The sequence below is a fragment of the Bradyrhizobium sp. GW821-FHT13H06 genome, from assembly GCF_058803975.1.
This window is the reverse complement of record NZ_JBXAPN010000001.1, coordinates 738,155-759,826: the sequence shown is the minus strand read 5'-3', so window position 1 is coordinate 759,826 and position 21,672 is coordinate 738,155. Positions and strand designations below refer to the sequence as shown.

General features: G+C 63.6%; 22 protein-coding genes. 15 read left to right on the top strand and 7 right to left on the bottom strand.

What is annotated here, in order from left to right; all coding sequences use genetic code 11:
• Positions 1–141 precede the first annotated feature (141 nt).
• From epmA to AC1RQP_RS03600, 3 genes are read left to right on the top strand one after another with little or no spacing between them, the layout of a single operon-like run.
• Positions 142–1,194: an EF-P lysine aminoacylase EpmA gene (epmA, locus tag AC1RQP_RS03610; RefSeq protein WP_492935950.1), complete on the top strand. Its 1,053-nt coding sequence runs from the start codon at positions 142–144 to the stop codon at positions 1,192–1,194.
• Positions 1,191–2,285, top strand: a complete 1,095-nt coding sequence (locus AC1RQP_RS03605; protein ID WP_239623467.1) for a lysine-2,3-aminomutase-like protein — start codon at positions 1,191–1,193, stop codon at positions 2,283–2,285. The genes epmA and AC1RQP_RS03605 overlap by 4 nt, the downstream gene beginning before the upstream one ends.
• A 43-nt stretch (positions 2,286–2,328) precedes the next feature.
• Positions 2,329–2,583 carry a hypothetical protein gene (locus AC1RQP_RS03600; RefSeq protein ID WP_239623468.1) on the top strand — a complete coding sequence of 85 codons (255 nt, stop codon included), beginning with the start codon at positions 2,329–2,331 and terminating at the stop codon, positions 2,581–2,583.
• A 162-nt stretch (positions 2,584–2,745) separates the two neighbouring features.
• Here the strand turns inward: AC1RQP_RS03600 and AC1RQP_RS03595 are convergent, their stop codons facing one another.
• The 7 genes from AC1RQP_RS03595 to AC1RQP_RS03565 form a co-directional block, all read right to left on the bottom strand.
• Positions 2,746–3,831 carry a 3-deoxy-7-phosphoheptulonate synthase gene (locus AC1RQP_RS03595; RefSeq protein ID WP_492935949.1) on the bottom strand — a complete coding sequence of 362 codons (1,086 nt, stop codon included), beginning with the start codon at positions 3,829–3,831 and terminating at the stop codon, positions 2,746–2,748.
• A gap of 238 nt (positions 3,832–4,069) precedes the next feature.
• Positions 4,070–4,648 (bottom strand): HdeD family acid-resistance protein, encoded by a 579-nt coding sequence (locus AC1RQP_RS03590; RefSeq protein ID WP_239623469.1) that lies wholly within the window; start codon positions 4,646–4,648, stop codon positions 4,070–4,072.
• Between the two features lie 68 nt (positions 4,649–4,716).
• On the bottom strand, positions 4,717–5,757 hold the full coding sequence (locus AC1RQP_RS03585; protein WP_028177540.1) for a PrsW family glutamic-type intramembrane protease: 1,041 nt from the start codon (positions 5,755–5,757) through the stop codon (positions 4,717–4,719).
• Positions 5,758–6,090: 333 nt separating this feature from the next.
• Positions 6,091–6,363, bottom strand: a complete 273-nt coding sequence (locus AC1RQP_RS03580; protein WP_239623470.1) for a hypothetical protein — start codon at positions 6,361–6,363, stop codon at positions 6,091–6,093.
• A 103-nt stretch (positions 6,364–6,466) separates the two neighbouring features.
• Positions 6,467–7,087 (bottom strand): PilZ domain-containing protein, encoded by a 621-nt coding sequence (locus AC1RQP_RS03575; RefSeq protein WP_492935948.1) that lies wholly within the window; start codon positions 7,085–7,087, stop codon positions 6,467–6,469.
• A gap of 173 nt (positions 7,088–7,260) precedes the next feature.
• Positions 7,261–7,815: a hypothetical protein gene (locus AC1RQP_RS03570; RefSeq protein WP_492935947.1), complete on the bottom strand. Its 555-nt coding sequence runs from the start codon at positions 7,813–7,815 to the stop codon at positions 7,261–7,263.
• Positions 7,816–8,398: 583 nt separating this feature from the next.
• A complete protein-coding gene (locus AC1RQP_RS03565; RefSeq protein ID WP_492935946.1) occupies positions 8,399–9,244 on the bottom strand; it encodes a hypothetical protein in 846 nt (281 codons plus the stop codon).
• Positions 9,245–9,579: 335 nt separating this feature from the next.
• Here AC1RQP_RS03565 and AC1RQP_RS03560 point away from each other — a divergent pair, with 335 nt between their 5' ends.
• From AC1RQP_RS03560 to AC1RQP_RS03505, 12 genes are all read left to right on the top strand, one after another.
• Positions 9,580–10,860: a tyrosine-type recombinase/integrase gene (locus AC1RQP_RS03560; RefSeq protein ID WP_492935945.1), complete on the top strand. Its 1,281-nt coding sequence runs from the start codon at positions 9,580–9,582 to the stop codon at positions 10,858–10,860.
• 89 nt (positions 10,861–10,949) lie between these two features.
• A complete protein-coding gene (locus AC1RQP_RS03555; RefSeq protein WP_492935944.1) occupies positions 10,950–11,435 on the top strand; it encodes a hypothetical protein in 486 nt (161 codons plus the stop codon).
• Positions 11,436–11,510: 75 nt separating this feature from the next.
• The gene (locus AC1RQP_RS03550) at positions 11,511–11,735 is read left to right on the top strand and encodes a hypothetical protein (RefSeq protein WP_492935943.1); all 225 of its coding nucleotides are present in this window, start codon (positions 11,511–11,513) and stop codon (positions 11,733–11,735) included.
• A 2-nt stretch (positions 11,736–11,737) separates the two neighbouring features.
• Positions 11,738–12,016 (top strand): PC4/YdbC family ssDNA-binding protein, encoded by a 279-nt coding sequence (locus AC1RQP_RS03545; protein ID WP_492935942.1) that lies wholly within the window; start codon positions 11,738–11,740, stop codon positions 12,014–12,016.
• The gene (locus tag AC1RQP_RS03540; RefSeq protein ID WP_492935941.1) at positions 12,013–12,501 is read left to right on the top strand and encodes a hypothetical protein; all 489 of its coding nucleotides are present in this window, start codon (positions 12,013–12,015) and stop codon (positions 12,499–12,501) included. The genes AC1RQP_RS03545 and AC1RQP_RS03540 overlap by 4 nt, the downstream gene beginning before the upstream one ends.
• On the top strand, positions 12,501–13,667 hold the full coding sequence (locus AC1RQP_RS03535) for an AAA family ATPase (RefSeq protein ID WP_492935940.1): 1,167 nt from the start codon (positions 12,501–12,503) through the stop codon (positions 13,665–13,667). Before AC1RQP_RS03540 ends, AC1RQP_RS03535 begins: the two co-directional genes overlap by 1 nt.
• A gap of 662 nt (positions 13,668–14,329) precedes the next feature.
• Positions 14,330–14,719: a hypothetical protein gene (locus AC1RQP_RS03530; RefSeq protein ID WP_492935939.1), complete on the top strand. Its 390-nt coding sequence runs from the start codon at positions 14,330–14,332 to the stop codon at positions 14,717–14,719.
• The gene (locus tag AC1RQP_RS03525; protein WP_492935938.1) at positions 14,679–14,849 is read left to right on the top strand and encodes a hypothetical protein; all 171 of its coding nucleotides are present in this window, start codon (positions 14,679–14,681) and stop codon (positions 14,847–14,849) included. The genes AC1RQP_RS03530 and AC1RQP_RS03525 overlap by 41 nt, the downstream gene beginning before the upstream one ends.
• Positions 14,850–14,857: 8 nt before the next feature.
• Positions 14,858–15,385 carry a hypothetical protein gene (locus AC1RQP_RS03520; protein ID WP_492935937.1) on the top strand — a complete coding sequence of 176 codons (528 nt, stop codon included), beginning with the start codon at positions 14,858–14,860 and terminating at the stop codon, positions 15,383–15,385.
• Positions 15,382–15,930: a hypothetical protein gene (locus AC1RQP_RS03515; RefSeq protein WP_492935936.1), complete on the top strand. Its 549-nt coding sequence runs from the start codon at positions 15,382–15,384 to the stop codon at positions 15,928–15,930. The genes AC1RQP_RS03520 and AC1RQP_RS03515 overlap by 4 nt, the downstream gene beginning before the upstream one ends.
• A gap of 255 nt (positions 15,931–16,185) precedes the next feature.
• On the top strand, positions 16,186–18,066 hold the full coding sequence (locus AC1RQP_RS03510) for a hypothetical protein (protein ID WP_492935935.1): 1,881 nt from the start codon (positions 16,186–16,188) through the stop codon (positions 18,064–18,066).
• An 82-nt stretch (positions 18,067–18,148) separates the two neighbouring features.
• A complete protein-coding gene (locus tag AC1RQP_RS03505) occupies positions 18,149–21,613 on the top strand; it encodes an LPD38 domain-containing protein (protein ID WP_492936374.1) in 3,465 nt (1,154 codons plus the stop codon).
• Positions 21,614–21,672 lie beyond the last annotated feature (59 nt).

The window sequence follows — 21,672 nt, the reverse complement described above, 5'->3', positions numbered from 1 at the left end:
GGCCCGGCGGGGGCCAGGACGTGGTCAAATTGATGGGGGACTTGGGGCCTCAAATCGGACCTCGGCGCCCGTTTCGGGCCGCAACATACTGATTTTGCCGTTGGATGCCAGCACTTTGCTGCTGGCTGGAGCGGTCGGTTAATGGCTGGGGACAAGCCGATGTCGCCGTTCTGGTCGCCCGGCAGGCACCCCGATCGGCGGCCGTTCCTCCAGGCCAGGGGCGCGGTGACCGGAGCTTTACGGGCCTTTTTCGCCGAACAAGGCTTCATGGAGGTCGAAACCTCGGTCCTTCAGGTCTCCCCGGGCAATGAGACCCATCTGCACGCCCCCCGGACCGAGATCATCCGGCCCGACGGCAGCCGGGCCTGCCGATACCTGCGGACCTCGCCCGAATTCGCCTGCAAGAAGCTGCTGGCGGCGGGCGAGACGCGGATTTTCGAATTCGCCCGGGTGTTCCGGGACCGCGAGCGCGGCGACCTGCATCTGCCCGAATTCACCATGCTGGAATGGTACCGGGCAGGTGCCCCCTATGATGCCATCATGGCCGATTGCGTCGTCGTGATCGCCCGTGCGGCGCAGGCGACCGGTATCGGGACCTTTTCCTTCCGCGGCAGGACGGCCGATCCCTTCGCCGAGCCGGAGCTCCTGACGGTCGCGGGTGCCTTCGAGCGCTTCGCGGGCATCGATCTGCTGTCGACAATTTCGGGTGGCGAGGGTAACCGTGACGCGCTCGCCGCGGCGGTCCGCGGCAAGGTCCGTGTGGCCGAGGACGACACATGGTCCGACATCTTCAGCAAGGTCCTGGTCGAGCATGTCGAGCCGCATCTCGGGCAGGGGCGTTTGACCATCCTGTTTGAATACCCATCTCCAGAGGCGGCGCTGGCGCGGGTGAAGGCGGACGACCCGAGGGTCGCCGAGCGATTCGAGGTCTATGCGTGCGGCGTCGAGCTCGCCAACGGCTTTGGCGAGCTGACCGATGCCGAGGAGCAGCGAAAACGCTTCACGGAATCGATGACGGAGAAGCAGCGCCGCTACGGCGAAGCCTATCCGCTCGACGAGGACTTTCTGGCCGCGGTCGCCGCAATGCCGGAGGCGAGTGGTGTCGCACTCGGCTTCGACCGGCTGGTCATGCTGGCGAGCGGCGCAACACGAATTGATCAGGTGGTGTGGACACCGCCTGCGGATGAGAGATGACGAAGACGAACCTTGCACGCACTTTGCGCGAGCCTGCCGAACTCGTCGCCGAGGGGCTGGCCCCCGCAGCGGCGCTGCCGGCGCTCGAACGCGTTGCCGCGCGCTATGCCGTGGCGATCACGCCGGCGCTGATCGAGCTGATCGACACCAGCGATCCCGACGATCCCATCGCGCGACAATTCGTTCCCACCGCGGCCGAGCTGGACCTGAGGCCGGGCGAGAGTGCCGATCCCATCGGCGACCATCCGCATTCGCCAGTTCCCGGAATCGTGCATCGCTATCCCGACCGCGTGTTGTTCAAGCTCGTTCACGTCTGCGCGGTCTATTGCCGATTCTGCTTCCGCCGCGAGATGGTGGGGCCGGGCAAGGAGAATGCGCTGTCGGACAGCGCTTATCGCGCGGCGATCGACTACATCCGGGCACACGACGAGATATGGGAAGTGATTCTGACCGGTGGCGATCCCCTGATGCTGTCGCCGCGGCGGATGAGCGAGATCATGGCCGAACTGGCTGCGATCGATCACGTCAAGATCATCCGTCTTCACACCCGCGTACCGGTGGCCGAACCCGCGCGCGTCAGCGAGGAGATGGTTGCGGCATTGAAGGTCGCGGGCGCGACCACCTGGCTGGCAGTGCACGCCAACCACGCGCGTGAGCTGGCAGGGCCCGCGCGTGCTGCCTGCGCACGGCTCGTCGACGCTGGAGTTCCTTTGGTGAGCCAGTCCGTGCTGTTGCGCGGCGTCAATGACAACATCGCCGCTCTGTCGGATTTGATGCGAGCTTTCGTCGAATGCCGGATCAAGCCCTACTACCTGCATCACGGCGATCTCGCACCGGGCACTGCGCATCTGCGAACGACGCTGGCGGAGGGACAGGACCTGATGCGGCAGCTGCGCGGGCGGGTGTCGGGACTATGTCAGCCGGACTATGTCATCGACATTCCCGGCGGCGCCGGCAAATCGCCCGTGGGGCCAGGTTACGTACTGGCGCCGCAAAATACCGCACCCGATGCGGATGATGCGGGAGCCGAAACGCGCTATCGTATCGTCGATTATTGCGGCGACGTTCATCTTTACCCGCCCGAGACCTGAGCGGGGCGGAGAGCGCGCCGGTTTGGAGAATGGAGCACTGAGAATGAAGAAGATCATGGTGGCAGCATCGCTCGTGGTCTTGCTTTGTGGCCCGGCGGTTGCGCAGACCAACGGCTCGAAGGGATCGACCTCCAGCGGTGCAAGCCGTGGAACGGTGTGGCCGGCGCCAGTTGGTCACCGCCAGCCGCGTGCGACTGACGTGCCGAGTGAGAAGAATCTGAGCGATCCGAACACCCCTGCGAACAAGGAAGATGCGGAGCTCGATCGCAAGATCAAGAGCATCTGCCGCGGCTGCTGATTGCTTTGACCTCTCCCCGTCGGGGAGAGGTAGGAGCGAGCCAACCTAAAGCGCGATGCGATTAGGATGAATCGTCATCGCGCTTCAGGTTGTTGTCTAAGCATGATCTTTTCGGAAAACCGCTGCAAACTTTTCCGGATCATGCTTTAGCCTCGTGATTTCTCAGGCCGATCGTTCGTGCCGCCCGGCGTGCCGGGTGTTGCGACGGATCTCGACGGCGTCGGCGAGCTGCTCGAGCGCGCTTGCCGTGGTCGGCCAGTCGATGCAGCCGTCGGTGATGCTCTGGCCGTAGGTGAGCGGCTTGCCCGGCACCACGTCCTGGCGACCGGCGACGATGTTGCTCTCGATCATCGCGCCCATGATGCGGCTCTCACCGCCCGAGATCTGACTGGCGATGTTGGCCATCACCAGCGGCTGGTTCTCCGGCTTCTTGCTCGAATTGGCGTGGCTTGCATCGACCATCACGAGCGGCGCGACGCCGGATTTGGTCAGTTCGTTGCAGGCGGCCGCAACGCTGGCTGCGTCGTAGTTGGGCCTGCTGCCGCCGCGCAGGATGATGTGGCAGTCCTCGTTGCCCGCGGTCGAGGCGATCGCCGAACGGCCGAGCTTCGTCACCGCCATGAAATGATGCGGATGCGACGCCGATTTCACCGCGTCCGCCGCGATCCGCACGTTGCCGTCGGTGCCGTTCTTGAAACCGACCGGGCAGGACAGCCCCGAGGCCAGTTCGCGATGGATCTGGCTCTCGGTCGTGCGCGCGCCGATCGCGGCCCAGGAGACGAGATCGGCGATGTATTGCGGCGTCGTCATGTCCAGGAATTCGGTGCCGGCGGGCAGACCGAGATTGTTCACGGCCGACAGCACGTTGCGCGCCAGCCGCAGGCCCTTGTTGATGTCGAAGCTGCCGTCGAGATTGGGGTCGTTGATCAGGCCCTTCCAGCCGACGGTGGTCCGCGGCTTCTCGAAATAGACCCGCATCACGATCTCGAGCTGGTCGGCAAGGTCCTCGCGCAGGTGCGCAAGGCGCTCGGCGTAGTCGAGCGCGGCCTCGGGATCATGCACCGAGCAGGGGCCGACTACGACCAGCAGGCGGTCGTCCTGGCCGCTCAGGATGGCGTGGATCGCGTTGCGGGCGGCCATCACCACGCGCGTCGCGGTGAGCGTGCGCGGGACCTCCCGCATCACCTCTTCCGGTGTGCTCAGTTCTTTCAGTTCGCGGATACGAAGATCGTCGGTCGTGCTCAGCACGGCGGGCTCCTGTCTGTTTTAGAACCTGCCGGCCAATAAAAAAGCCGCCAGGTCTGGCGGCTTGTTCGGACGTTTGCTGCAATGTGTCAGATTGAGCGCGATCCTCCCGCCGCCAGCGAGCTGTCGTAGCTAAAGTACCAAAAATAGCTGGTGGCGACGGTGATCATGGCAGGCCATATAGCCTGCCGCTGGCGGCTTGTCACCCCCCCCCAATCGTTGCGTAGGGCGGCGTGGCGCCTCAGGTCTTGCTGTTGCGTGCCGCCATTGCCATGCCGATCAAGGAGGCGCCGCCGAACAGCAGGTTGATACCGACGAGCACGCCGATCGCCCAGTCCGCCGAGCTTGGCAGTCCCGTGATCACCATGAACGAGATCGCGATGTCGACGAGGCCGGAAACCAGGAGCCACGACCAGCGGCCGCTGAGTTCGCGGCGGTGCTCCAGCGCGTACATGATGGTGGTGACGCCCTCCGCGAGGAAATAGGCGCCGAGCACGATGGTCAGGGTCAGTACGGCCTGCGTCGGCCGGGCCAGCAGCAGCATGCCGGTGAGCACGGCAAGAGCGGCCGAAATCAGCGACCACCAGAAGCCCGGCGTGCTGCGTGCCCAATAGGTCGCGATCAGTCCGCCGATGCCGCCGATCAGGAACATCCAGCCGAGGAAGATCGCGGTCGCAAGACTCGCGAGCGGCGGCAAGACCAATGCGGCTATGCCGAGAACCACGAGCAGGATGCCCTCGAACAGGAAGGCCTTCCAATGCGTCTTGACCGCCTGGTTCATTGCGGATTGCAGCCGTGAAAATTCCTCAGGCGATGTCATGAAGTCCTCGATCTCGTCAGCAGCCCATGCCGCTCAATCTAGTATGTGTCCACCGCGCCTGCCATCGCTCAGCCGCCGCCGGGCGCCGACGAAAAGCCTTCCGCGCTGGTGCGGATGCGGTTGCGGCCGAGAATGTAGATCGCCGTCGTGACAATCAGAAGCGCGAGGCCGAGCAGGATCGAGACGAAACCAATCGGGATCAGCGCCAGCGTCAGGTTGCGCTCGGGGTTGATCAGCCAGTGATGGATCGAGGTCAGTACGAAGGCGAGCCCCAGAAAGCCGATGCCGCCGCCGGCCAGCAGCAGCGCCCACATCCGGCGGAGCTGGCTGAGCCGCTCGCGGGCGACATCGGTCCGCGGCGCATGGTGGCGCGCGACGCGCCGGACGAGGCGGATGGCGAAAGCAATCGAGCCGAAGCCGACCAGGAGGCTCGCGGCGCCCAGCCACATCCGGAGCGTCGGATCGAGATCGGGCATGCGCTGGAGCGCCAGCAGCGGGAAGTCGAAAGCCGAATGCAGCGCGAGCGGGGCGGCGAAGATCAGTAGCCGGCTGGAGAGGCGCGCCCAGTCGCGATGGCGGCGGTTCGCGCCCAGTGCCGTGCCTGCGCGCGCGATCGTCAGGTAGGCGCCCGCAATGATCCCGAGCGCGCCGTGGAAGGGCACGGTCAGCACGCTGCGCAGGGCGGCCAGCGAGCGCCACATCTCCGCGTGCTGGACCAGGTAGGCGAGGTTCTCGTAGGCGGCGAAGCCGAGGCCGACCGCGGCGCCATAGACCACGGTGTCCATTGGATTGGAGAAGGTCCGCCGCTTGGTCGACGAAATCAGCACGATGGCGATCACCTTGACGGCCTCTTCAGGCAGCGCGACGCCGAAGATCGAATGCATGGCCAGCGCCGCCCAGGGGTCGTCGGGGGCCGCGACCATCTTGGCGAAGGGAGCGCGGGCGAGCCCCAGGAGCGAAATGCTGGCCGCGCCGAGCAGGAAGGCAGTCCAGACCTGGGCCGGCGGGCCGGGGCGCTCTTCGGCAGCGATGACAAGCCACAGCATCAGCAGCGCCGGGGCGATGGCCGCAGTTCCAATGACGGTGGGGAGCGCTTCGATCAGGTACATTGGCGCCGAAAATAGGTTCCCTTGATCCGCTTATCTACGTCGGGCCGATGCGACCATGTGTCATGCGCCTGCTGTCGGCTCGCTGAATGCGGGCGACAGCTGCCGTTCATTCCCGTCGCCTGCGAAGAAGTAGAATACAAGCGCAATCAATTGCATGACAAAAAATGCTCGTCATCCATGGCAACAACCGTGCGTCGGATGTCGGGTCGGGATTGGCAAGCCAGATCAAGGAAATGCGCAGGCTTCTTCAATTCACTGCGCACCTGTCCCGGCGGCGGATCAGCGGGTAGGATGACTTCTCAAGGCAGCGCGCGGCGGCCCCGAAGCCGTTCTTCAATGCGTGGTGAACGGCGGCGGCGCGCCGGGAGCGACGTCGAAGGCGCCGAGATGGAATTCTTCGCCGATCGATTCGTCCGGATCGGCCGGTTGCGCCAGCAGGGTGAACGCGGCCTGTGGGTATCGCTTCCAGATCTCGATATCGCCGGCGGTGATGGTGAGCCAGCCGAACGTGTACATGTAGCGGCCGGGCTCGGTGACCCGGCCGACCCTGTCCCAAGTGATCTTATCTACTGTGACTTTATCAACTGTGATCTTGTCGACTGCCATTCGGTCCCCCGAGCGCAAGTCTGAACATGACGTCCGGCCCGAGGCACAGACCAACATAAGCTGATACCGCATTTTGGCCGCGATAGGGCAGCGATGCGGTGGATCAGGCCGGCTGCGATGAGCGCACGATCAGGCGGACGAGGTCGTCCCGGGACTGCTTCTCGGCGAATTTGACCGCAAAGCCGTGCGCGAATTTGCGGATCACCCGCCCGACGCAGGCACCGACCGCAAGCGGAGTTCCGACCGGCGGATCGTACTCGGAGGACACCGCGACGCCGGCCGTCGAGACGTCGATGATGAAGCAGGAATGAGTGCTCCCGTCCGCGAGGGTCAGGACCGTGTGCGAGACCTGCGGAACGAAGCGCGCGTCACGCCGTAGCTCGCGAACGCTCGCATCCTTCTGCTTCTTCTCGAGCCAGGTCAGCTTTTCCGACATCCAGGCGCGCCGCGTCCGCGTCATGTCGAGCTCGATCAGGAAGCCCGCCTTCAGCGTCGCGCTGATGGTGCACTGGAATTCGCCGAAATCCTGGAAGTAGGAGGTCACGCGCTCGCCGACCTTGCCGACGACAGGCACGTCCACGATCATGCGGAAGGGCGAGACGCGCTTGGTCCGGCAGGCAAAGCTGCGCAGCTTGCCCTCGCAATCGTACCAGCGGGGCAGCGAGTAGCTGCCGCTCACCGCAACGTCCACTGCCCGTTGCCTGAGGAACTCTTCGACGGACATGAGCGCCGATCTGTTTGGGATTCCGTAGTTCCACGGCTAGCGGCCAAACTCTAAGCAATTGATACCGGCGCAGATGAGCAGGGGTAAATTTCCGGTAAATGCGCGGACCAGAGTCGTGCGATGGCTCGCGGCGTAAGGTCGCAATATCGTCACTGCGGAATCAGCGGTGGCGTTCAGACCAACAGCACCAGCAGCGCCAGCACGCCAACGAGAACGACGGTCTTTATTGTCGTCCAGGCCAGGCCGTCCGGCCTGATCGACAAGTTGAACCACGGACCTCCGCGCCGGATCGTCAGCGCGGCGAGCGCATCGAAAATGGCGAGCGCGAGAGCGATGCCCGCGACCGATGACCATGAGATGGCCGGTGGCATCCACGCGGCGAGAAAGGCGGGGACGGAGCTTCTCATGGATACGAGCAGCGCGATCCAGGCAAACCAGAACATGGAGCCCTTGACGATCTCGGGGCCGATCGTATCGGGCTCGAACCTGATCCCGATCGCTCCGAGCGCGTTCTCGATGCGCGTGCCGTCGCCCAGGAAGAGAAACGCGCCGAGGTAGAGAGGAACGCTGGACTGGAACAGGAGCGCAATGAGGCCGAACAGGATTGCGTAGCCGCAGGCATCACCGAAAATCGTTATGCCGGCCGCGAGCGGCGACGATGTCTTCGGCTGCGTCTTGGGCTGCGCAGCCGCCGCCAGGCGCTGCGCAAGCGATCGGGCGTGCGCCATGTGCTCAAGCATCCTGGCGCGCCGGTCCGGCGCATGGGGGGACGCGCGATGCATCCAGGCCGGCGGCTGCGGGGCAGCGCCGGAATGGCTGTTGGGCATGGTCTCGCGCGGCTCCATGGGCCTGTACAGGTTCCGATCGGAGATTGGTCGGAGGGCGGAGGCGGGGAGTTCATGCCGCGGCGGAGGATTGTCGGCGTTGGCGAGCCACCGCGCAGCTGGCGCTCCCTGGCGCAAGGGCCATCATGAGCAATCTCAGATGGTTAACCCCGGTGATTCGCCAGCATGTTGCTCTCCGGTCCTGGATCGCTGGCTAACCTGCTAAAGGGGCGCCGAAGGCCGAGGCTGAAGGACGCCCCGGCGTTCGCCCGAGCCCGAGCGTGCCAAGCTGAAGGGGATCGGCTAAAGGAAAGCTGCCATGCGTAGAAAGCCAACCGACCCTGCTGCCTCACCAGCCCCAGACGCGGCGCTTCAATTTCGGGTCGAGCGAATGGCCAGATGGGTTGGCAGGGTCACCGCTGTGCTGGTCCCACTGGTCACAATCGTCTCACTCGTCTTTTGGCGCCGACTGTGAATTCGACGGCTCTCATCTCCACCGGGTCTGCGTCTCGACATTGCGCCCGAGCACCGTACTGATCCTGGCGAAGATCCTGAACCACCTCACCCGAAGTCGCGTGTACGGGATCGTTCCTGGCTGCGGTGAGAACAGCCGGCCATCCTTTTCCCTCCAGCGTCGCAGCTGCCATTGCATGTATCGCTTGTGAGCGACCCGATAGTAGTGCCCGAAAGCGGGGTGCATCGTGGCTACGGGGATCGCGTGGGCACGCAGGCACTCGGACAAAGCGATCTGCTCGATGGTGAGCTGCCGTGCGCCATGGTCGAGCACGGCGTCGATCCATGCTATGGCATCCTGCACGACGGGAAGATGGCGCTCCGGATCAACGGCCGTGAGCCCGCTGTTGTATTCAACGGCGAGCTTTGGATCGTAGCGATAGGGACCTGCATTCGGCAGACTGGTTGCGAACCCCGCGAGCTGGGGCATGGGATTGCGGCCGTGACGGCGATCGACGGCTACAGCACCGGATCTCAGCGAGGCCAACAGACGTTCGAAGAATCCCTCGCGGAAGAAGGTGTCGGTGTCAGCCATGACGCAATAGTTCGTGCTGGTCTCCATTTCCTTCAGGAGGACGCATGGCTTGATGCGGTGATGGTAGAGACCGTCGCGGGAAAACTCCGAAATCTTGCTGGAGATGTCGACCAGCCGAACCGGCAAATCCGCGTGGCGATATGGTTTGTCGGTGTAAACGACAACGTCCAAAGGGAATCGGCGGCCCCAATATAGCAAGGTCGAAAGGCTGTACCTCAGCTCCAATTGGAGCCGCTCCATGTCACCATACTCAACGTAGATGAACGTGAGCCCCCGGGCCGTCATCGCTGCGGATCCATAGATGGAAACCGCACCAGTAGCCGAGTTTCTGCGCAGAAACAATGTGTCCGCGGCTCGATCTCCCTGCGCAGGTCATGGACCAGCCAACCTGCCGACATCACTATGACTTTAGGTGCTTTTTGGCGCTCCCTAGCGGAATCGAACCGCTCTCTCCACCGTGAAAGAGATAAGAATAGGTCCATGGCCGTCCACCTCCGTAAAAATAGGCGAATTTAATCAACAGATACTGCCACATAAGGCCATGCCAGTCCATTGACGTCCAGCCACGGATATTGGACAAGTGTTGGACACGACGCTCTCTCAACTCCTAAGGTGGCGATATGGCCCGCACAGTGCGCGACGCAAATCTGGAAAAGCGAGAGGCGCGCCGGCGCCTGGAGCCCCGCGGCAAGCCCTATTACCGCGTGATGGAGGAGGGGGTTCACCTGGGCTACCGGCGGCTCAAGTCTGGCGCCGGCAACTGGGTGGTGCGCAGCTACGTGGGTGATCAGAAGTACGAGGTCACGACAATCGGCCCGGCCGACGATTTTTCCGACGCCGACGGCGTGAAGATCCTGAGCTTCTCACAGGCACAGGCGAAGGCACGCGATCTGATGGTCGACCGCGCGCACAAGGCGGCAGGCAAGTCCGGCCCGCTGACCGTGAAAGCCGCCGTCGACGACTACATCGAATTCCTAGAGGCCAAGCGCAAGTCGGCGAAGTTCAGCCGGTACGCCGCCGACGCGTTCATCCTGCCCGAGCTCGGCGAGACGGAGGTCAAGGACCTGACCAAGGAAAAGATCGAGAAATGGCACCATAATCTCGCGAAGGCCGGCGCACGCATTCGGGTGAAAAAGGGCGACGAACAGAGGTTCAAGGAGATCGAAGACCCCGAGGAGCATCAGCGCCGCCGGCGGTCGACCGCAAACCGCATCCTGACGGTGCTCAAGGCCGCCCTCAACCGAGCATGGCGGGACGAGAAGGTCCCCAGCGACGCTGCCTGGCGCGCCGTGGAGCCTTTCAAGGGCGTCGACGCCGCGCGCGTGCGCTACCTCGAACTCGCCGAAGTGACGCGGTTGCTCAACGCTTCAGACTTGGACTTCCGCCGTCTGGCCCGCGGCGCGGTCGAGACCGGCGCACGGTATGGCGAGCTGACGCGGCTAAAGGTCGTCGACTTCAGCCACAACAGCGGCACCGTTGCCATTCGCAAGTCCAAGTCCAGCAAGTCGCGGCACATCCACCTCACCGAGGACGGCGTGGCGTTCTTCCGCTCGATTACCGCCGGCCGCGCGGGCACCGCTTTCCTGTTTGTCAAAGAGAACGGGGAGCCGTGGAAGAAGGATCATCAGAAGGATCCCATGCGCGATGCCTGCACGCGCGCAAAGATCGACCCTCCGATGGGCTTCCACGGGTTGCGGCACACATGGGCAAGCCACGCAGTCATGAACGGCGTGCCGTTGATGGTGGTGGCCAAGAACCTTGGGCACAGCGACACGCGCATGGTCGAGAAGCACTATGGCCATCTGGCCCCCAGCTATGTCGCTGATGCGATCAGAGCAGGGGCGCCGCGGTTCGGTGTAGTCGAGGATGGAAACGTGACGACATTGCAGCCGGGGGCCTGATCATGGCGGCGCGGCCGTCGTTCAAGACTGAGATATCCAAGTTTCGACGTGCCCTAGAACCCGTTGGGGACGACAGCGAGCGATTGCTCATGGTCGAGGTTCTTGATCGCTGGCAAGAACATCCTGAAGTCGAAAGATTGTGGGAAAAGATTTCAGCCACGCAGGCGGCCCCGCCGCCCTACGCGTTTATCGCGTGGCTGCTGGATGCGTTCATTACCAGCGAGCGCGCCCAGCGAGTAGTAAAGGAGGCGCCCGCAGTCCTTTCCAAGGCTCGCGCGGTCTCGAACAAGGATTGGAAGTCCGGCAAATTTGAACAGGCCGCCCTGAAGGCGCGTGCCGCCGAGAATTTTCAGGAGCTCGCCGACGAAGTGCTAGGCCACAAGAAGAGCCAGGCGCCCCGCCAACGTTTCATGCGTCTGACCAGTGAGATGTTCGAGCTCAATTGCGGGCAGCCGCTCGACGAGATCGTAGCCAGCCTTACGGAAATTGCGTTCGGTCGTTCAGTCAGCGCCGAAGCCGTTCGGGATGCCAGGCGATCCTCCAAACGCCGCCGGGACATTCGCGGCCCAAAATAGCGTTCGAATGTCCCTCTAAGAATTTCGGCAAATCATCCATCCATCCACGTGCGGCTACACCACACGGAGATGGACATGGAAAGCGCAACTCAGAATTCCTTCGGCAAGAGATCGTTTCGCATCGACGAGTTTGCTGCCCGCAACTCGATCTCGAGGTCGCAGGCCTACGTCGAGGTGAAGGAAGGTCGCCTTAACGCCCGCAAGGTTGGCAGCGCGACCCTCATCACGATCGAGGACGAAAGCGCCTGGCTGGCATCGTTGCCGCAGGCGAAGCCGGACCACGGCAACCAGGCAGCTTGATCATGGGAGCGCGCAATCCCGAGCTCACCGAATCCGTGGTCGTGGACCAGTTCTGGGCCAACCGTCGCCACGACGCGATCATAACGGAGCTGTCGACCTATCAAGGCCATAACTTGATCAACGTGCGCAAGCACGCGATGAACAGGGACGGGAAGCTCGTTCCGACAGCGAAGGGCCTCGCCATCAAAGTCACGCGGCTGCCGGATCTTGCCAAGGCCATCAACAAGGCTGTGGAAAAAGCGCGCGAGCTTGGCCTGCTCGATGGGGGCGACGAAGAATGAGCGCGCCGGCACCCATCAAAATTCTCACAGCCTGCGCTGAGAAGTACGCCTTGTGCTGCGTGTCGGGCGAGATGGAAATCCAGTGGGCCGTCGATATGCTCCAAAATTTCGCTGAGCAACGCGGCCTCGTCGCCGAGCTTGGGCAGGACAAAGTCCAGGACGTGATCGCAGCCGCTTTCATCTGGGCGCGAGCATTGGCCGATGTTGACGAAGCCGGGGCCGACGATTTACCGCCGGACTATGCGTCGCGGCTGCTTCGCGATTGGGAGATGGCCGACGAACGGGACCGCCATCGCTGGACTGGCGAACTGCCGCCTGTGGTGCCGGCCGAGGCAATGCAAAGGCCGGTCTACCGCACGGCGCAATCAACGATAGACGCTTTCCACTATGTGGTGAACCAGGGTGATCCCGATCGGTTGGCGGCCTGGTTCCGAAATCATCCTGACGATGTGCCCACTCTCCTTCAGATGTTGGAGGCCGCGTGATGCTGACCTCCGCAAACCGTGGGATGGCGCTTCAGGTGGGTTACCAGGCGCTCAAGGATATGGGGCACGTGATGGCTCCTAACGAGAGGCAGACCGAAGCGAACGACGGCGGGAAGCCTGCACAGAGGGCTGCTTACGCGGCGATCACCCCGGCGGCATGGAAGGGCATCGAGCCGGAGCAACAACGTTGGCTGGCCAGCGGGCGCGTGCCGAGCGGTGACCTGACCATCATGTCCGGCAACGGCGGCAGCGGCAAAACCGAGATCATTACGCAGCTGCTGGTCTACGTCGCCACCGGCCTTCAGGACTGGCTCGGATGCACGATCGAGGGTGGACCCGCGCTCTTCCTGAGCTGTGAGGAGCCCGAGCACAACATCCGCGATCGCGTGGAGCGCATCTGTAAGCACCGCTGCATCGATCCCTATAGCCTGCCGGACCTGCACATGGTGTTTCCGGACCTGGAGAGCACGTGGCTGGTGCACGCCAACAAGGACGGCCGGCTGTCACGGGCGCCGCTGCTGGACTGGCTCGAGGCCTGGATCGTCGAGCACAAGCCGCGCCTGGTCGTGGTCGACAACGTCGCCGCGGTGTTCGATGGCGAGGCGATAGCCCGTCGGCAGGTGCGTGCCTTCCTCGCGATGCTGCGCAAGATTGCCCGGGAACATGACACCGCGATCGTGCTGCTGGACCATCCCAGTGTCCGCGGCATGGCCGACGGCAGCGGCACGGCCAACTCGGTGGACTGGCGCAACTCAGTGCGCTCCATGCTGCACCTCAGCGACCCGGATAAGGACGATCCAGACGTCCGGACCTTAACCGTCACAAAATCAAACTACGGTCGCACCGGTGACAAGGTAACGCTGCGCTGGGGCGGCCTGACCTTCACCACCGCTATGGCCGGCGAAGCCTCGCCGTATCGCGCGGCTGCCGACCGCGAGGTCGACGACGTCTTTATGCGGCTACTCGATCGTTTCACAGCTGAAGGCCGAGAGGTGCGGCACAGCAAGGCCTCAGGCTATGCGCCATCCGCTTTCGAGGGCCAGCCCGACGCCGGCGGCATCAAAGCGAGAGCCTTCGCGCAGGCCATGGATCGGCTGCTCGCCCGCGGCACCATCGTCATCGTCGATGGCAAGCGCTCCAAGCACATCGAGCGAGCTCTCAGATGAGCATACAAACCACCCTGCAAACCGCCCCAAGCACATACAAACCACCCCACAAACCACCCATCAAACTACATAGCAGACCGATACAAACCACCGTGCAGACTGATGCACACAGACCCCCCGCACCCCCCACGCGGTTTGCACCGCCTACCGCGGCCTTGGTGGCCGCTGGCGCTGCGACCGCTTGGAAGAGAAGGGCGGAAGGAGCTGACCATGGGCATGAGCGCAGTAACGCCGAACTTCCGCGCCACTCGATCGCGCTCGGTCGGGTATATCCACTCATCCCGAGTGGGACCGAACAAGCGCGTAACCGTTACCCTCAGGTCGGCCCGCGGCTTGGCGCACGATATCCACTCCGACAAGGTGGAGAAGGACCCCGAGACGCGTTGCAAAAGCGCACCTTTTCCGCTTCGTGTCCAACGTTCGTCCAATATCTGCCGTTCGGAGAAGGGTTTTCGCGCGCGCTCTCTCATGAACTTCAACACTCTTGGAAGCCGACGCGCTCGCGGGGCAGATGGTCAGTCAGATCTGCTGCGAAACTGGGATCGAGGGGAGGGGGGCTGAAATCCCGAGCCCTTCGCAGATTTCATGTCCTCGTTCTCTTTCGCGGCCCGGCCCGGAAAACTCCGTTCATCACCTGAAAACATCGCCTAGCAGTCGCTGACATGACCTCCCGCCCGATTACTGACTACGTCGGCCTGATCCAAGCGCTCCGCGATCGTCGGGACGAATTGGACGTGAGCCATGAGGTGCTTTGCGAGATCGGCGGCCTGCAATCTGGCTACGTATCCAAATTGCTCGCACCTCAACCGATGAAGATCCTCGGACCAATGAGCTTCGGGGCACTCCTCGGAGCGCTCGGGCTTGCGCTGATCGTGGTTGAAGACCCTGCGGCCGTTGCGCGGGTACGAGACCGGTGGGTGAAGCGAAAACGTCATGCGCCAGTGCGGTGCGTTGCTAAAGATCAGCAGCTTGGGCTTGATCCAAGTGACGAACGATCGAAGGAATTCAACCATGGCAAACACGAAGATGATCGGCGCGCGGATCAAGCCTGATCTTGAGGAGCAGGTGAAGGAGATCGCTGCACGCGATCGGCGCACGGTCTCCGACTGGATCCGGTGCCGGCTCGAGGATGCGGTCGCCGCCGCGCGCCGGCAGGACCAGCAGCGCTCCGAAGCAGCGTGAGGTGGATCATGGCAGTGCTTGGACTGAGCAGCGGGAATGCGTCCCCGAAGATCAACAGCAGCATAGCCGAGAAGCTCGACGGCGCCTTGGCAATCCTCGCGGCACTCGAAACCGAGGGTGCTGATCTGACCCTGGCAGCGGTCGAGCGGCGGTTCGGCGCGACTGAAAAGCTGACCGAGCATCGCGCCAAGATCGCGGCCGCCAGGACCGCAGTCGAAGAGCTCCGCGCAGCGCAGGTGCGGGCGCAGGAAATTGAGCGCATGGCGGCATCGGCCCGGGTGCTCGAGTTGCGCAGCACGAACATGGATCAGCTGCTTGCCGGCATCAGCGCGAAGGGCTGCTGCACAGGATGCTCCGCGGCTGAGTGCATGATCGGGCCCGGCGTCGGCCGGTGCTGCCATCCGAACAAGGGCGGTCTGCCGTACGAATTTTTCAACGACTCGGTTCTCCGCGGTCTGCAACACGGCGCGCGCGCCGCAATCCAGGCCCTCGAGCGGAATGACGACGAAGGCGAAGAGCAGGGAGAGGCGGCATGAGCAGCTGGGACAATCCGGGCGCAACGCTCGGTGAGATGATCGTGTCGCATGCGACCGCAGCGCCGCCGCCGGCACCCGCGGCACCGCCGCCTCCTGAAATCCCGGCCACTGGTGCGGAAGCGGCCGCGCGGCTGAGTGCACTGAAGGCGGACCCGAGTTGGCGGGAAGAGTATCTGGGTGGCAATCCCCGTCACGCTCAGGAAATGCGCGACCTGCAGGCCAAGATCGATAGCGGTGGTGCTCCGGACGTCGACATGGCGATGGCTGGTCTGCTTGACGACGCACCGTTTCAGTCAACCGGTCGTCTCCAGATGATCGGCGCGACGGAAATGCTTCGGGATCTCGGCATCCGGGACGAAGTGATCCGCGAGACGCTGACCAATCGCGAAGTCACGCCTCAGGAGCACGAGGCCGTTTCACGGCTGAAGGCTGAGCGGATGCGCGATCAGGCCTGGGTCAAGGAACTCCTGGCGGGCAATGGTCAGCACAGGCGCGATCTTATGCTGATGGACATCGTTCTCACGTCGCCGGTCAAAGCAGCATGAGGGACGTCAAACTTTGAGAGCTCCAAGGGCCCGCTTTGAGCCCTCGCATCCGCGCCGGCCGGCGCGCGGGGAGAAAAACCGGCCAAAGTTTTCGTAACGCGTCAGTCGGAGTTCAGCCCCGCAAGGACAAGCTGATCGGCAGTAAACGCCCCCCGTCGTGGACAAGGCAGAAAGGAGAAGGCGGCCCCCCGACGAGGATAAGGCCGAGGCGGACGGTGACCAGCAGTGGAGCCGTCGCGATTCCATCGGCCGCACATGCATATTCGGAGCCTGAAGTTCGCTGCGACGATCGTCGCGTCGCTACTGCTGCCAGTCATCGCCGCGGCCCAGACCTTCCCTACCGTGCCCTCCGGCACTGTCATCGGCCGAACCGCGATCGGCTCCGGGCCTGCACAAGCGATCCCGTTCTCGACGCTCATCACATCGATGCTGTCGAGCTCGCTCGATCTCAACACGGTCAACGTCAATTCTGTTGTCTACAAGGGATCGACCAGCGGACAAGCAACCGTCAGCGCGCAGGCTGTAGCGGGAACGCCGACGATCAAATGGCCGACACTATCCGGAACGGTGCCGACCACGGCAACATCTCCGATCCTGCTCGATGCCGTCACCGGCATCATTAGTTGCCCGACCTGCGCGACCAGTACCGCAGCGGCATCTCCGATCCTTGCCTCGCGCGCGCTGGCACAGACGCTGAACCTATCGGACTTCGACGGGCTGGTGACAGCAGGCTACGCTTCAGCCGGCGATGGCGGCGGGGCTACGTTCAAGAAGATCGCCGGCAACTTCCTCGACACGCGTGTTCTGTCCGGTACGATTACCGCAAACGGCACCTCAGGCTGCACCAACGGCACCTATTACACTCTTCCCTTCAACGGGGGCAATGGACGCGGCGAGCTCGGCGGCACTACGGGCGTCGTCACCGTTTCTGGCAATGTGGTCACTTCTATCGCCAATGTCGGCGGCTATAACGGGGCCATGGCCGGCGGCTATACTGCCGGCGATGTCCTCTCGGTGACCGTGCCTGGCTGTGCATCGACCGTGACATGGACCGTCTCCAGCGTCACTACACCGACCGGCTCTTTCAGCGATGCCGTCGGAAACAAGTGGCAAATCGTCTTCCCGGCTGCGGGCCTCGACGCGCGCGCCATGGGCGTCAAGTTCGATTGGGACGGGACGGACGGCACGGCCACAGACAACTTCACCACGCTTCAGAATGCCCTCAGCTTTGCGTGGTACAAGACCAGCACCAGCATCGATGTTGGAGGCACGCAAGGCGGCCTAGTTCTGCTGACGAAGCAGACTGCAATGATCGGCTGCTCGGCAACAACGCCGCTCATGGTGCCCTATGGCGTCAAGGTGAAGGGGCAAGGCAACTACGCCAGCGTGATCAAGATGTGCAACACGTTCCCGGCGAGTATCAATCAATGGGAGCTCTGCAATTCATTCTCGCATCTAGCATGCTTCGGGTCGCTGCTTGAAGATTTCCAGATTTTCAATCAGTTTGACATCGTCGGGGATTCCAGCAGGTCTACCGTCTACACCAACAACGCCCAGCACGAATCCGGCATGCGCCGCATGGCGATCTATCCTGGCGCGTGCGGTCGGGCGTCAACCTACGAAACCGGATACGGCGGCGCGACATACATCCTACTCGATAGCGTGGAGTTCAAGGGTGGTAAGTCGACTGCGAATTGCCTCGCAGGTGGGTCGTCTGGAGGGGCCCAAGTTTACATCAACTACGGAACCACTCAGGTGCTCATCGACAACCTGAACTTGGGTGGGCTTTCCTCCGGATCCGGCGGACCGCGTGAGTTTGGCTTGGCAGTCGTTGGCGGCTTCGTCGATATCCGCGGCCTTCATGCCGAGCAGGTCTTAAATCCTGTCACCATCAACATTCCAGGCGGCGTCGCCAGTGGCATGGTGCGCGCTCGCAGCGTGATCGGCGGCGTCGATTGCGTCGGCCTGTTTACTCTTCCAAACGGCAACACAATCGGCAACTTCATGATCAGCCCGCCGATGGCGGTCAATGGATGCACGCGGCTTGTCACGAACGGCCAGTCGGGCGCCACCACGCACATGACGTCTCCATCGGCGACGGACGTCGTGTTCACCCCTGATCCACATGCTTGGTAATGGAGGATCGTATGCTGATCCGGTGCAGGGGCTATCTCGATAGGGTCGTCTATACCGGAACGAGGGTGAAGCCGTGACGGAGATGACGGACGATGAGGTCTTCGGCGCCCAGGTCGAAGATTGGGTCAAGGTCGTCCCACAGCGCGAGATGTCCGACGCTGAAGTTTTCGGGACAACCGGTACTGATGATTGGCAGCCTGTGCGGCAAAGCGTCCAGGCCCCGGCGCACATTCCGGAGGCCTTCCTGCGGCGGTTCTCGATCGAGCCGGACCCCGTGGAGAACCTCGAAAAGACGGCCGGCCCGAACCTAGCCGCCCGCGTTCTGGGCGCGATCTACGAGGGCGGCACCGCCGGGTTCGGCGATGCGCCGACCGGCCTGTCGCCGGAGGACACCAAGAAGCTGCAGAAGCTCGGCATCTTCCAGGACCCGGACGCGCCGCGCGACATCACCAGCGGCATCCGGTTCCTGAACGAGGCGGGCATCCGCGCGACCTACAACGCCATCGAGGCGACGTTCCGCGGGCTGAACGCGGCCATCTATGCCGCCGGCGCCGTCGGTGGGCAGGTCGCCGCCGAGGTCACCGGTGGCAATGAGGCCGAGCAGGCGCGCGCGCGGCGGGACGGGGCGCACATGGCGACCATTGCCACCCTGCTGATGGGCGGGCAGGCCACCGCGCGCCGCACGCGCACGCCGACGGGCGAGATCATCCCGGAGCCGATCGGTTCGGTCGCCCGATCGGAGGACTTCGTCACCGCGGCCGAGGTGGTCGGCGGCGAAAGAGCACCGATCGCAGTCCAAGAGAAGCTTCTGGCGGCCTATACCGAACGCGGGCTCCATCCAGCGGAGCTGGCACACGACGCCCAGACCAATCCCGTAATCGCCCAGGGGCTTCTCAGCAGCGATCCGGGCGTGTTGCCGGGTGGTGAGCCGCCGCGGCCGCCCAAGCCACCAGGCGAGTCTGGCAAGCCGCCGGAGCCGCCTTCTGGATCGTTTGAGGAAGCCCAGAGGAAGATTCTCGCCAAGATCAGCATCGGCGAGCGAGCGACGGGGGAGGGCCTGACCTGGAAGAAGGTTTACACCTGGACAGTCGACAGCCTCCACCCGCTCAAGGCCGTGGACGAGGACGCCTACCAGCTGGCCCGGCTGACCCGCGGCCAGTTCGGAAAGGCCGAGCACTTCATCGAGCACGGCACCTTCGACTTCGCCACCTACAAGACCAACGGCAAGCCGCTGGCCGAGATCATCGAACCGGTGGCCAAGGACCTGGATGGCTTCCGGGCCTATCTGGCGTCAAAGCGCGCGATCGAGATCGAGGCGAGCGGCCGCACGTCCGGCATGGATGTGGAGGCGGCGGCGCGGGTTGCGGCCGACGGCGAGGGGAAATATGGCAGGGCTGCCGCAGAATTGGTCGACTACCAGAACAAGGTGCTGACCTACCTGAAGGACAGTGGCGTCCTCTCCGATGAGGCTTTCGGCGCCATGGCCGAGGCCGGCAAGAACTACATCCCGTTCTATCGCGTGATCCAGCCGGAGACCGGCGGCGCGGCCGGCAAGTCCTTCGGGCCCGGAAACCCGGTAAAGCGGCTGAAGGGATCCGAGCGCGACGTCGTCGACCCGCTCGAATCCATCATCAAGAACACCTATGCCTACATCTCGGTGGCCGAGCGGAACGCGGTCGGCATCAAGCTGATCGACGCGCTGAAGAAGGACGGGGCCGAGGTCAAGGTGACCAGGCGCGCGCCGTCCGATCCGGAGCTAGCCGCCTACCTCAAGGAGCACGGCATCACCGAGCCGGAGGCGATCATCGACTTCGTCAAGACGGCCATTCCCGAGGAGGGCGAGACGCTCAGCGCCTTCCGGAACGGCGTGAAGGAAACCGTCAAGATCGATGACCCCGAGCTCGTGCGCGCCTTCCGCGGGCTGGACCAGGACAGCGCGAACCTGCTGACCCGGGTGCTGGCGCTGCCGGCCAAGGGCCTGCGCGCCGGCGCCACGCTGTCGCCGGACTTCATGGTCCGCAACATCGTGCGCGACTTCGCGACGGCCTTCGTCAACAGCGGCCGCGGCCTGTTTACGCCAGTCGACACCGCCAAGGGCCTGATCAGCGCGATCCGCAAGGATGCCGACTTTCAGGACTGGATGAAGGGGGGCGGCGCCAATGCCACCATGGTCGCGCTCGACCGCCGCTACATGCAGGAGAGCCTCGCCAAACTATCCGGCGAAACCGGCCTGATGGAACGTTCGTGGAACGTGGTGACCAGCCCGATCCGCGGCCTGCGGATGGTCTCGGAGCTGGCCGAGAATGCCACCCGCCTGGCCGAGTTCAAGAAGATGCGCGGGGAGGGCAAGGAGGCCATCCAGGGCGCCGCCTTCGCCTCGCGCGAGGTCACCCTCGACTTTGCCCGGATCGGCGCCTCGATGCGCGCGGCGAACATGATCACCGCCTTCATGAACGCCCAGGTGCAGGGCCTGGACCGGGTCGGCCGCGCCTTCGCCGATCGCCCCTTCAACACCACGGCCAAGGTCGTGGGCGGCATCACCTTGCCGTCGGTCCTGTTGTGGTGGGCCAACCATGACGATCCACGCTACAAGGAATTGCCGCATTGGCAGAAGGACTTGTTCTGGATCGTGATGACGAAGGATCACATCTACAGGATCCCGAAGCCGTTCGAGCTCGGGCTGGTGTTCGGGTCCGGCGTCGAGCGCATCCTGGATCAGACCGTCGGCAACAACCCGGAGGCGTTCGACAAGTTCGGCAAGTCGATCATCGACATCGTGACCCCGAGCGTGGTTCCGACCTTCGCCCAGCCGCTGCTCGAGCAATATGCCAACAGGTCAACGATGACCGATCGGACGCTGATCCCGGCGGACCAGGAAAAGCACCTCCCTGAGTACCAGTACACGCCGTACACCACCGAGCTCGCCAAGCGGCTAAGCCAGATCGTCAGCGCATTCCCGGGCGTGCGCTCGACTGCCGTCGGGCCCGGAGCGCCGTTCGGGCCGATCGCGCGCGCCACGACTTCGCCGATCCTGATGGAGAACTACATCCGGGCATGGACCGGTGGGCTTGGGATTTATGCTCTCAATGCCGCCGACGCGAGCCTGCGCAAGGCCGGCGTCCTGCCCGATCCGGCGAAGCCGACGGACACCCTGGCCGATGTCCCGGTCGTGAAGGCATTCGTGGTGCGGTATCCCTCCGCGAACACGCAGTCGCTGCAGGATTTCTACGACCAGCACGAGACCACAAAGGCCTACTACGACACATGGCTGGCAAAGGCCAAGGAAGGCGATGTCGACGCCATGGCGCGCATCCAGGCGGCCGGCGGCCCGATGATGTTCATGCGGCTGGATGCCATCAAGGACACCCTGTCGCAGCACTCCAAGCTAGTGCGGGACATCTACAAGAACCCGACGGTGAAGCCGGAGGAAAAGCGGCAATTGATCGACAGCCTGTATTTCAACATGATTGAGATCGGCAAGGGCGGGAAGCAAATGATCCGGGATGCCGAGGCCGCGCTGAAGAAGGCATCCGAGGCCGCGCCGTAGCGGACAGAGAAAGCGGCGGCGCTGGACCTGTGGGGAAGATCGATGCGCCTAGGCAAAGA

Coding starts and splice junctions, on each gene's coding strand:
- AC1RQP_RS03605 (WP_239623467.1), top strand. CDS start 1,191: ATGACGAAGACGAACCTTGCACGCACTTTGCGCGAGCCTGCCGAACTC.
- AC1RQP_RS03520 (WP_492935937.1), top strand. CDS start 14,858: ATGGCAGTGCTTGGACTGAGCAGCGGGAATGCGTCCCCGAAGATCAAC.
- AC1RQP_RS03600 (WP_239623468.1), top strand. CDS start 2,329: ATGAAGAAGATCATGGTGGCAGCATCGCTCGTGGTCTTGCTTTGTGGC.
- AC1RQP_RS03545 (WP_492935942.1), top strand. CDS start 11,738: ATGGGAGCGCGCAATCCCGAGCTCACCGAATCCGTGGTCGTGGACCAG.
- AC1RQP_RS03525 (WP_492935938.1), top strand. CDS start 14,679: ATGGCAAACACGAAGATGATCGGCGCGCGGATCAAGCCTGATCTTGAG.
- AC1RQP_RS03540 (WP_492935941.1), top strand. CDS start 12,013: ATGAGCGCGCCGGCACCCATCAAAATTCTCACAGCCTGCGCTGAGAAG.
- AC1RQP_RS03515 (WP_492935936.1), top strand. CDS start 15,382: ATGAGCAGCTGGGACAATCCGGGCGCAACGCTCGGTGAGATGATCGTG.
- AC1RQP_RS03580 (WP_239623470.1), bottom strand. CDS start 6,363: ATGGCAGTCGACAAGATCACAGTTGATAAAGTCACAGTAGATAAGATC.
- AC1RQP_RS03505 (WP_492936374.1), top strand. CDS start 18,149: ATGACGGACGATGAGGTCTTCGGCGCCCAGGTCGAAGATTGGGTCAAG.
- AC1RQP_RS03570 (WP_492935947.1), bottom strand. CDS start 7,815: ATGGCGCACGCCCGATCGCTTGCGCAGCGCCTGGCGGCGGCTGCGCAG.
- AC1RQP_RS03510 (WP_492935935.1), top strand. CDS start 16,186: ATGCATATTCGGAGCCTGAAGTTCGCTGCGACGATCGTCGCGTCGCTA.
- AC1RQP_RS03555 (WP_492935944.1), top strand. CDS start 10,950: ATGGTCGAGGTTCTTGATCGCTGGCAAGAACATCCTGAAGTCGAAAGA.
- AC1RQP_RS03565 (WP_492935946.1), bottom strand. CDS start 9,244: ATGACGGCCCGGGGGCTCACGTTCATCTACGTTGAGTATGGTGACATG.
- AC1RQP_RS03575 (WP_492935948.1), bottom strand. CDS start 7,087: ATGTCCGTCGAAGAGTTCCTCAGGCAACGGGCAGTGGACGTTGCGGTG.
- AC1RQP_RS03585 (WP_028177540.1), bottom strand. CDS start 5,757: ATGTACCTGATCGAAGCGCTCCCCACCGTCATTGGAACTGCGGCCATC.
- epmA (WP_492935950.1), top strand. CDS start 142: ATGGCTGGGGACAAGCCGATGTCGCCGTTCTGGTCGCCCGGCAGGCAC.
- AC1RQP_RS03560 (WP_492935945.1), top strand. CDS start 9,580: ATGGCCCGCACAGTGCGCGACGCAAATCTGGAAAAGCGAGAGGCGCGC.
- AC1RQP_RS03535 (WP_492935940.1), top strand. CDS start 12,501: ATGCTGACCTCCGCAAACCGTGGGATGGCGCTTCAGGTGGGTTACCAG.
- AC1RQP_RS03550 (WP_492935943.1), top strand. CDS start 11,511: ATGGAAAGCGCAACTCAGAATTCCTTCGGCAAGAGATCGTTTCGCATC.
- AC1RQP_RS03530 (WP_492935939.1), top strand. CDS start 14,330: ATGACCTCCCGCCCGATTACTGACTACGTCGGCCTGATCCAAGCGCTC.
- AC1RQP_RS03590 (WP_239623469.1), bottom strand. CDS start 4,648: ATGACATCGCCTGAGGAATTTTCACGGCTGCAATCCGCAATGAACCAG.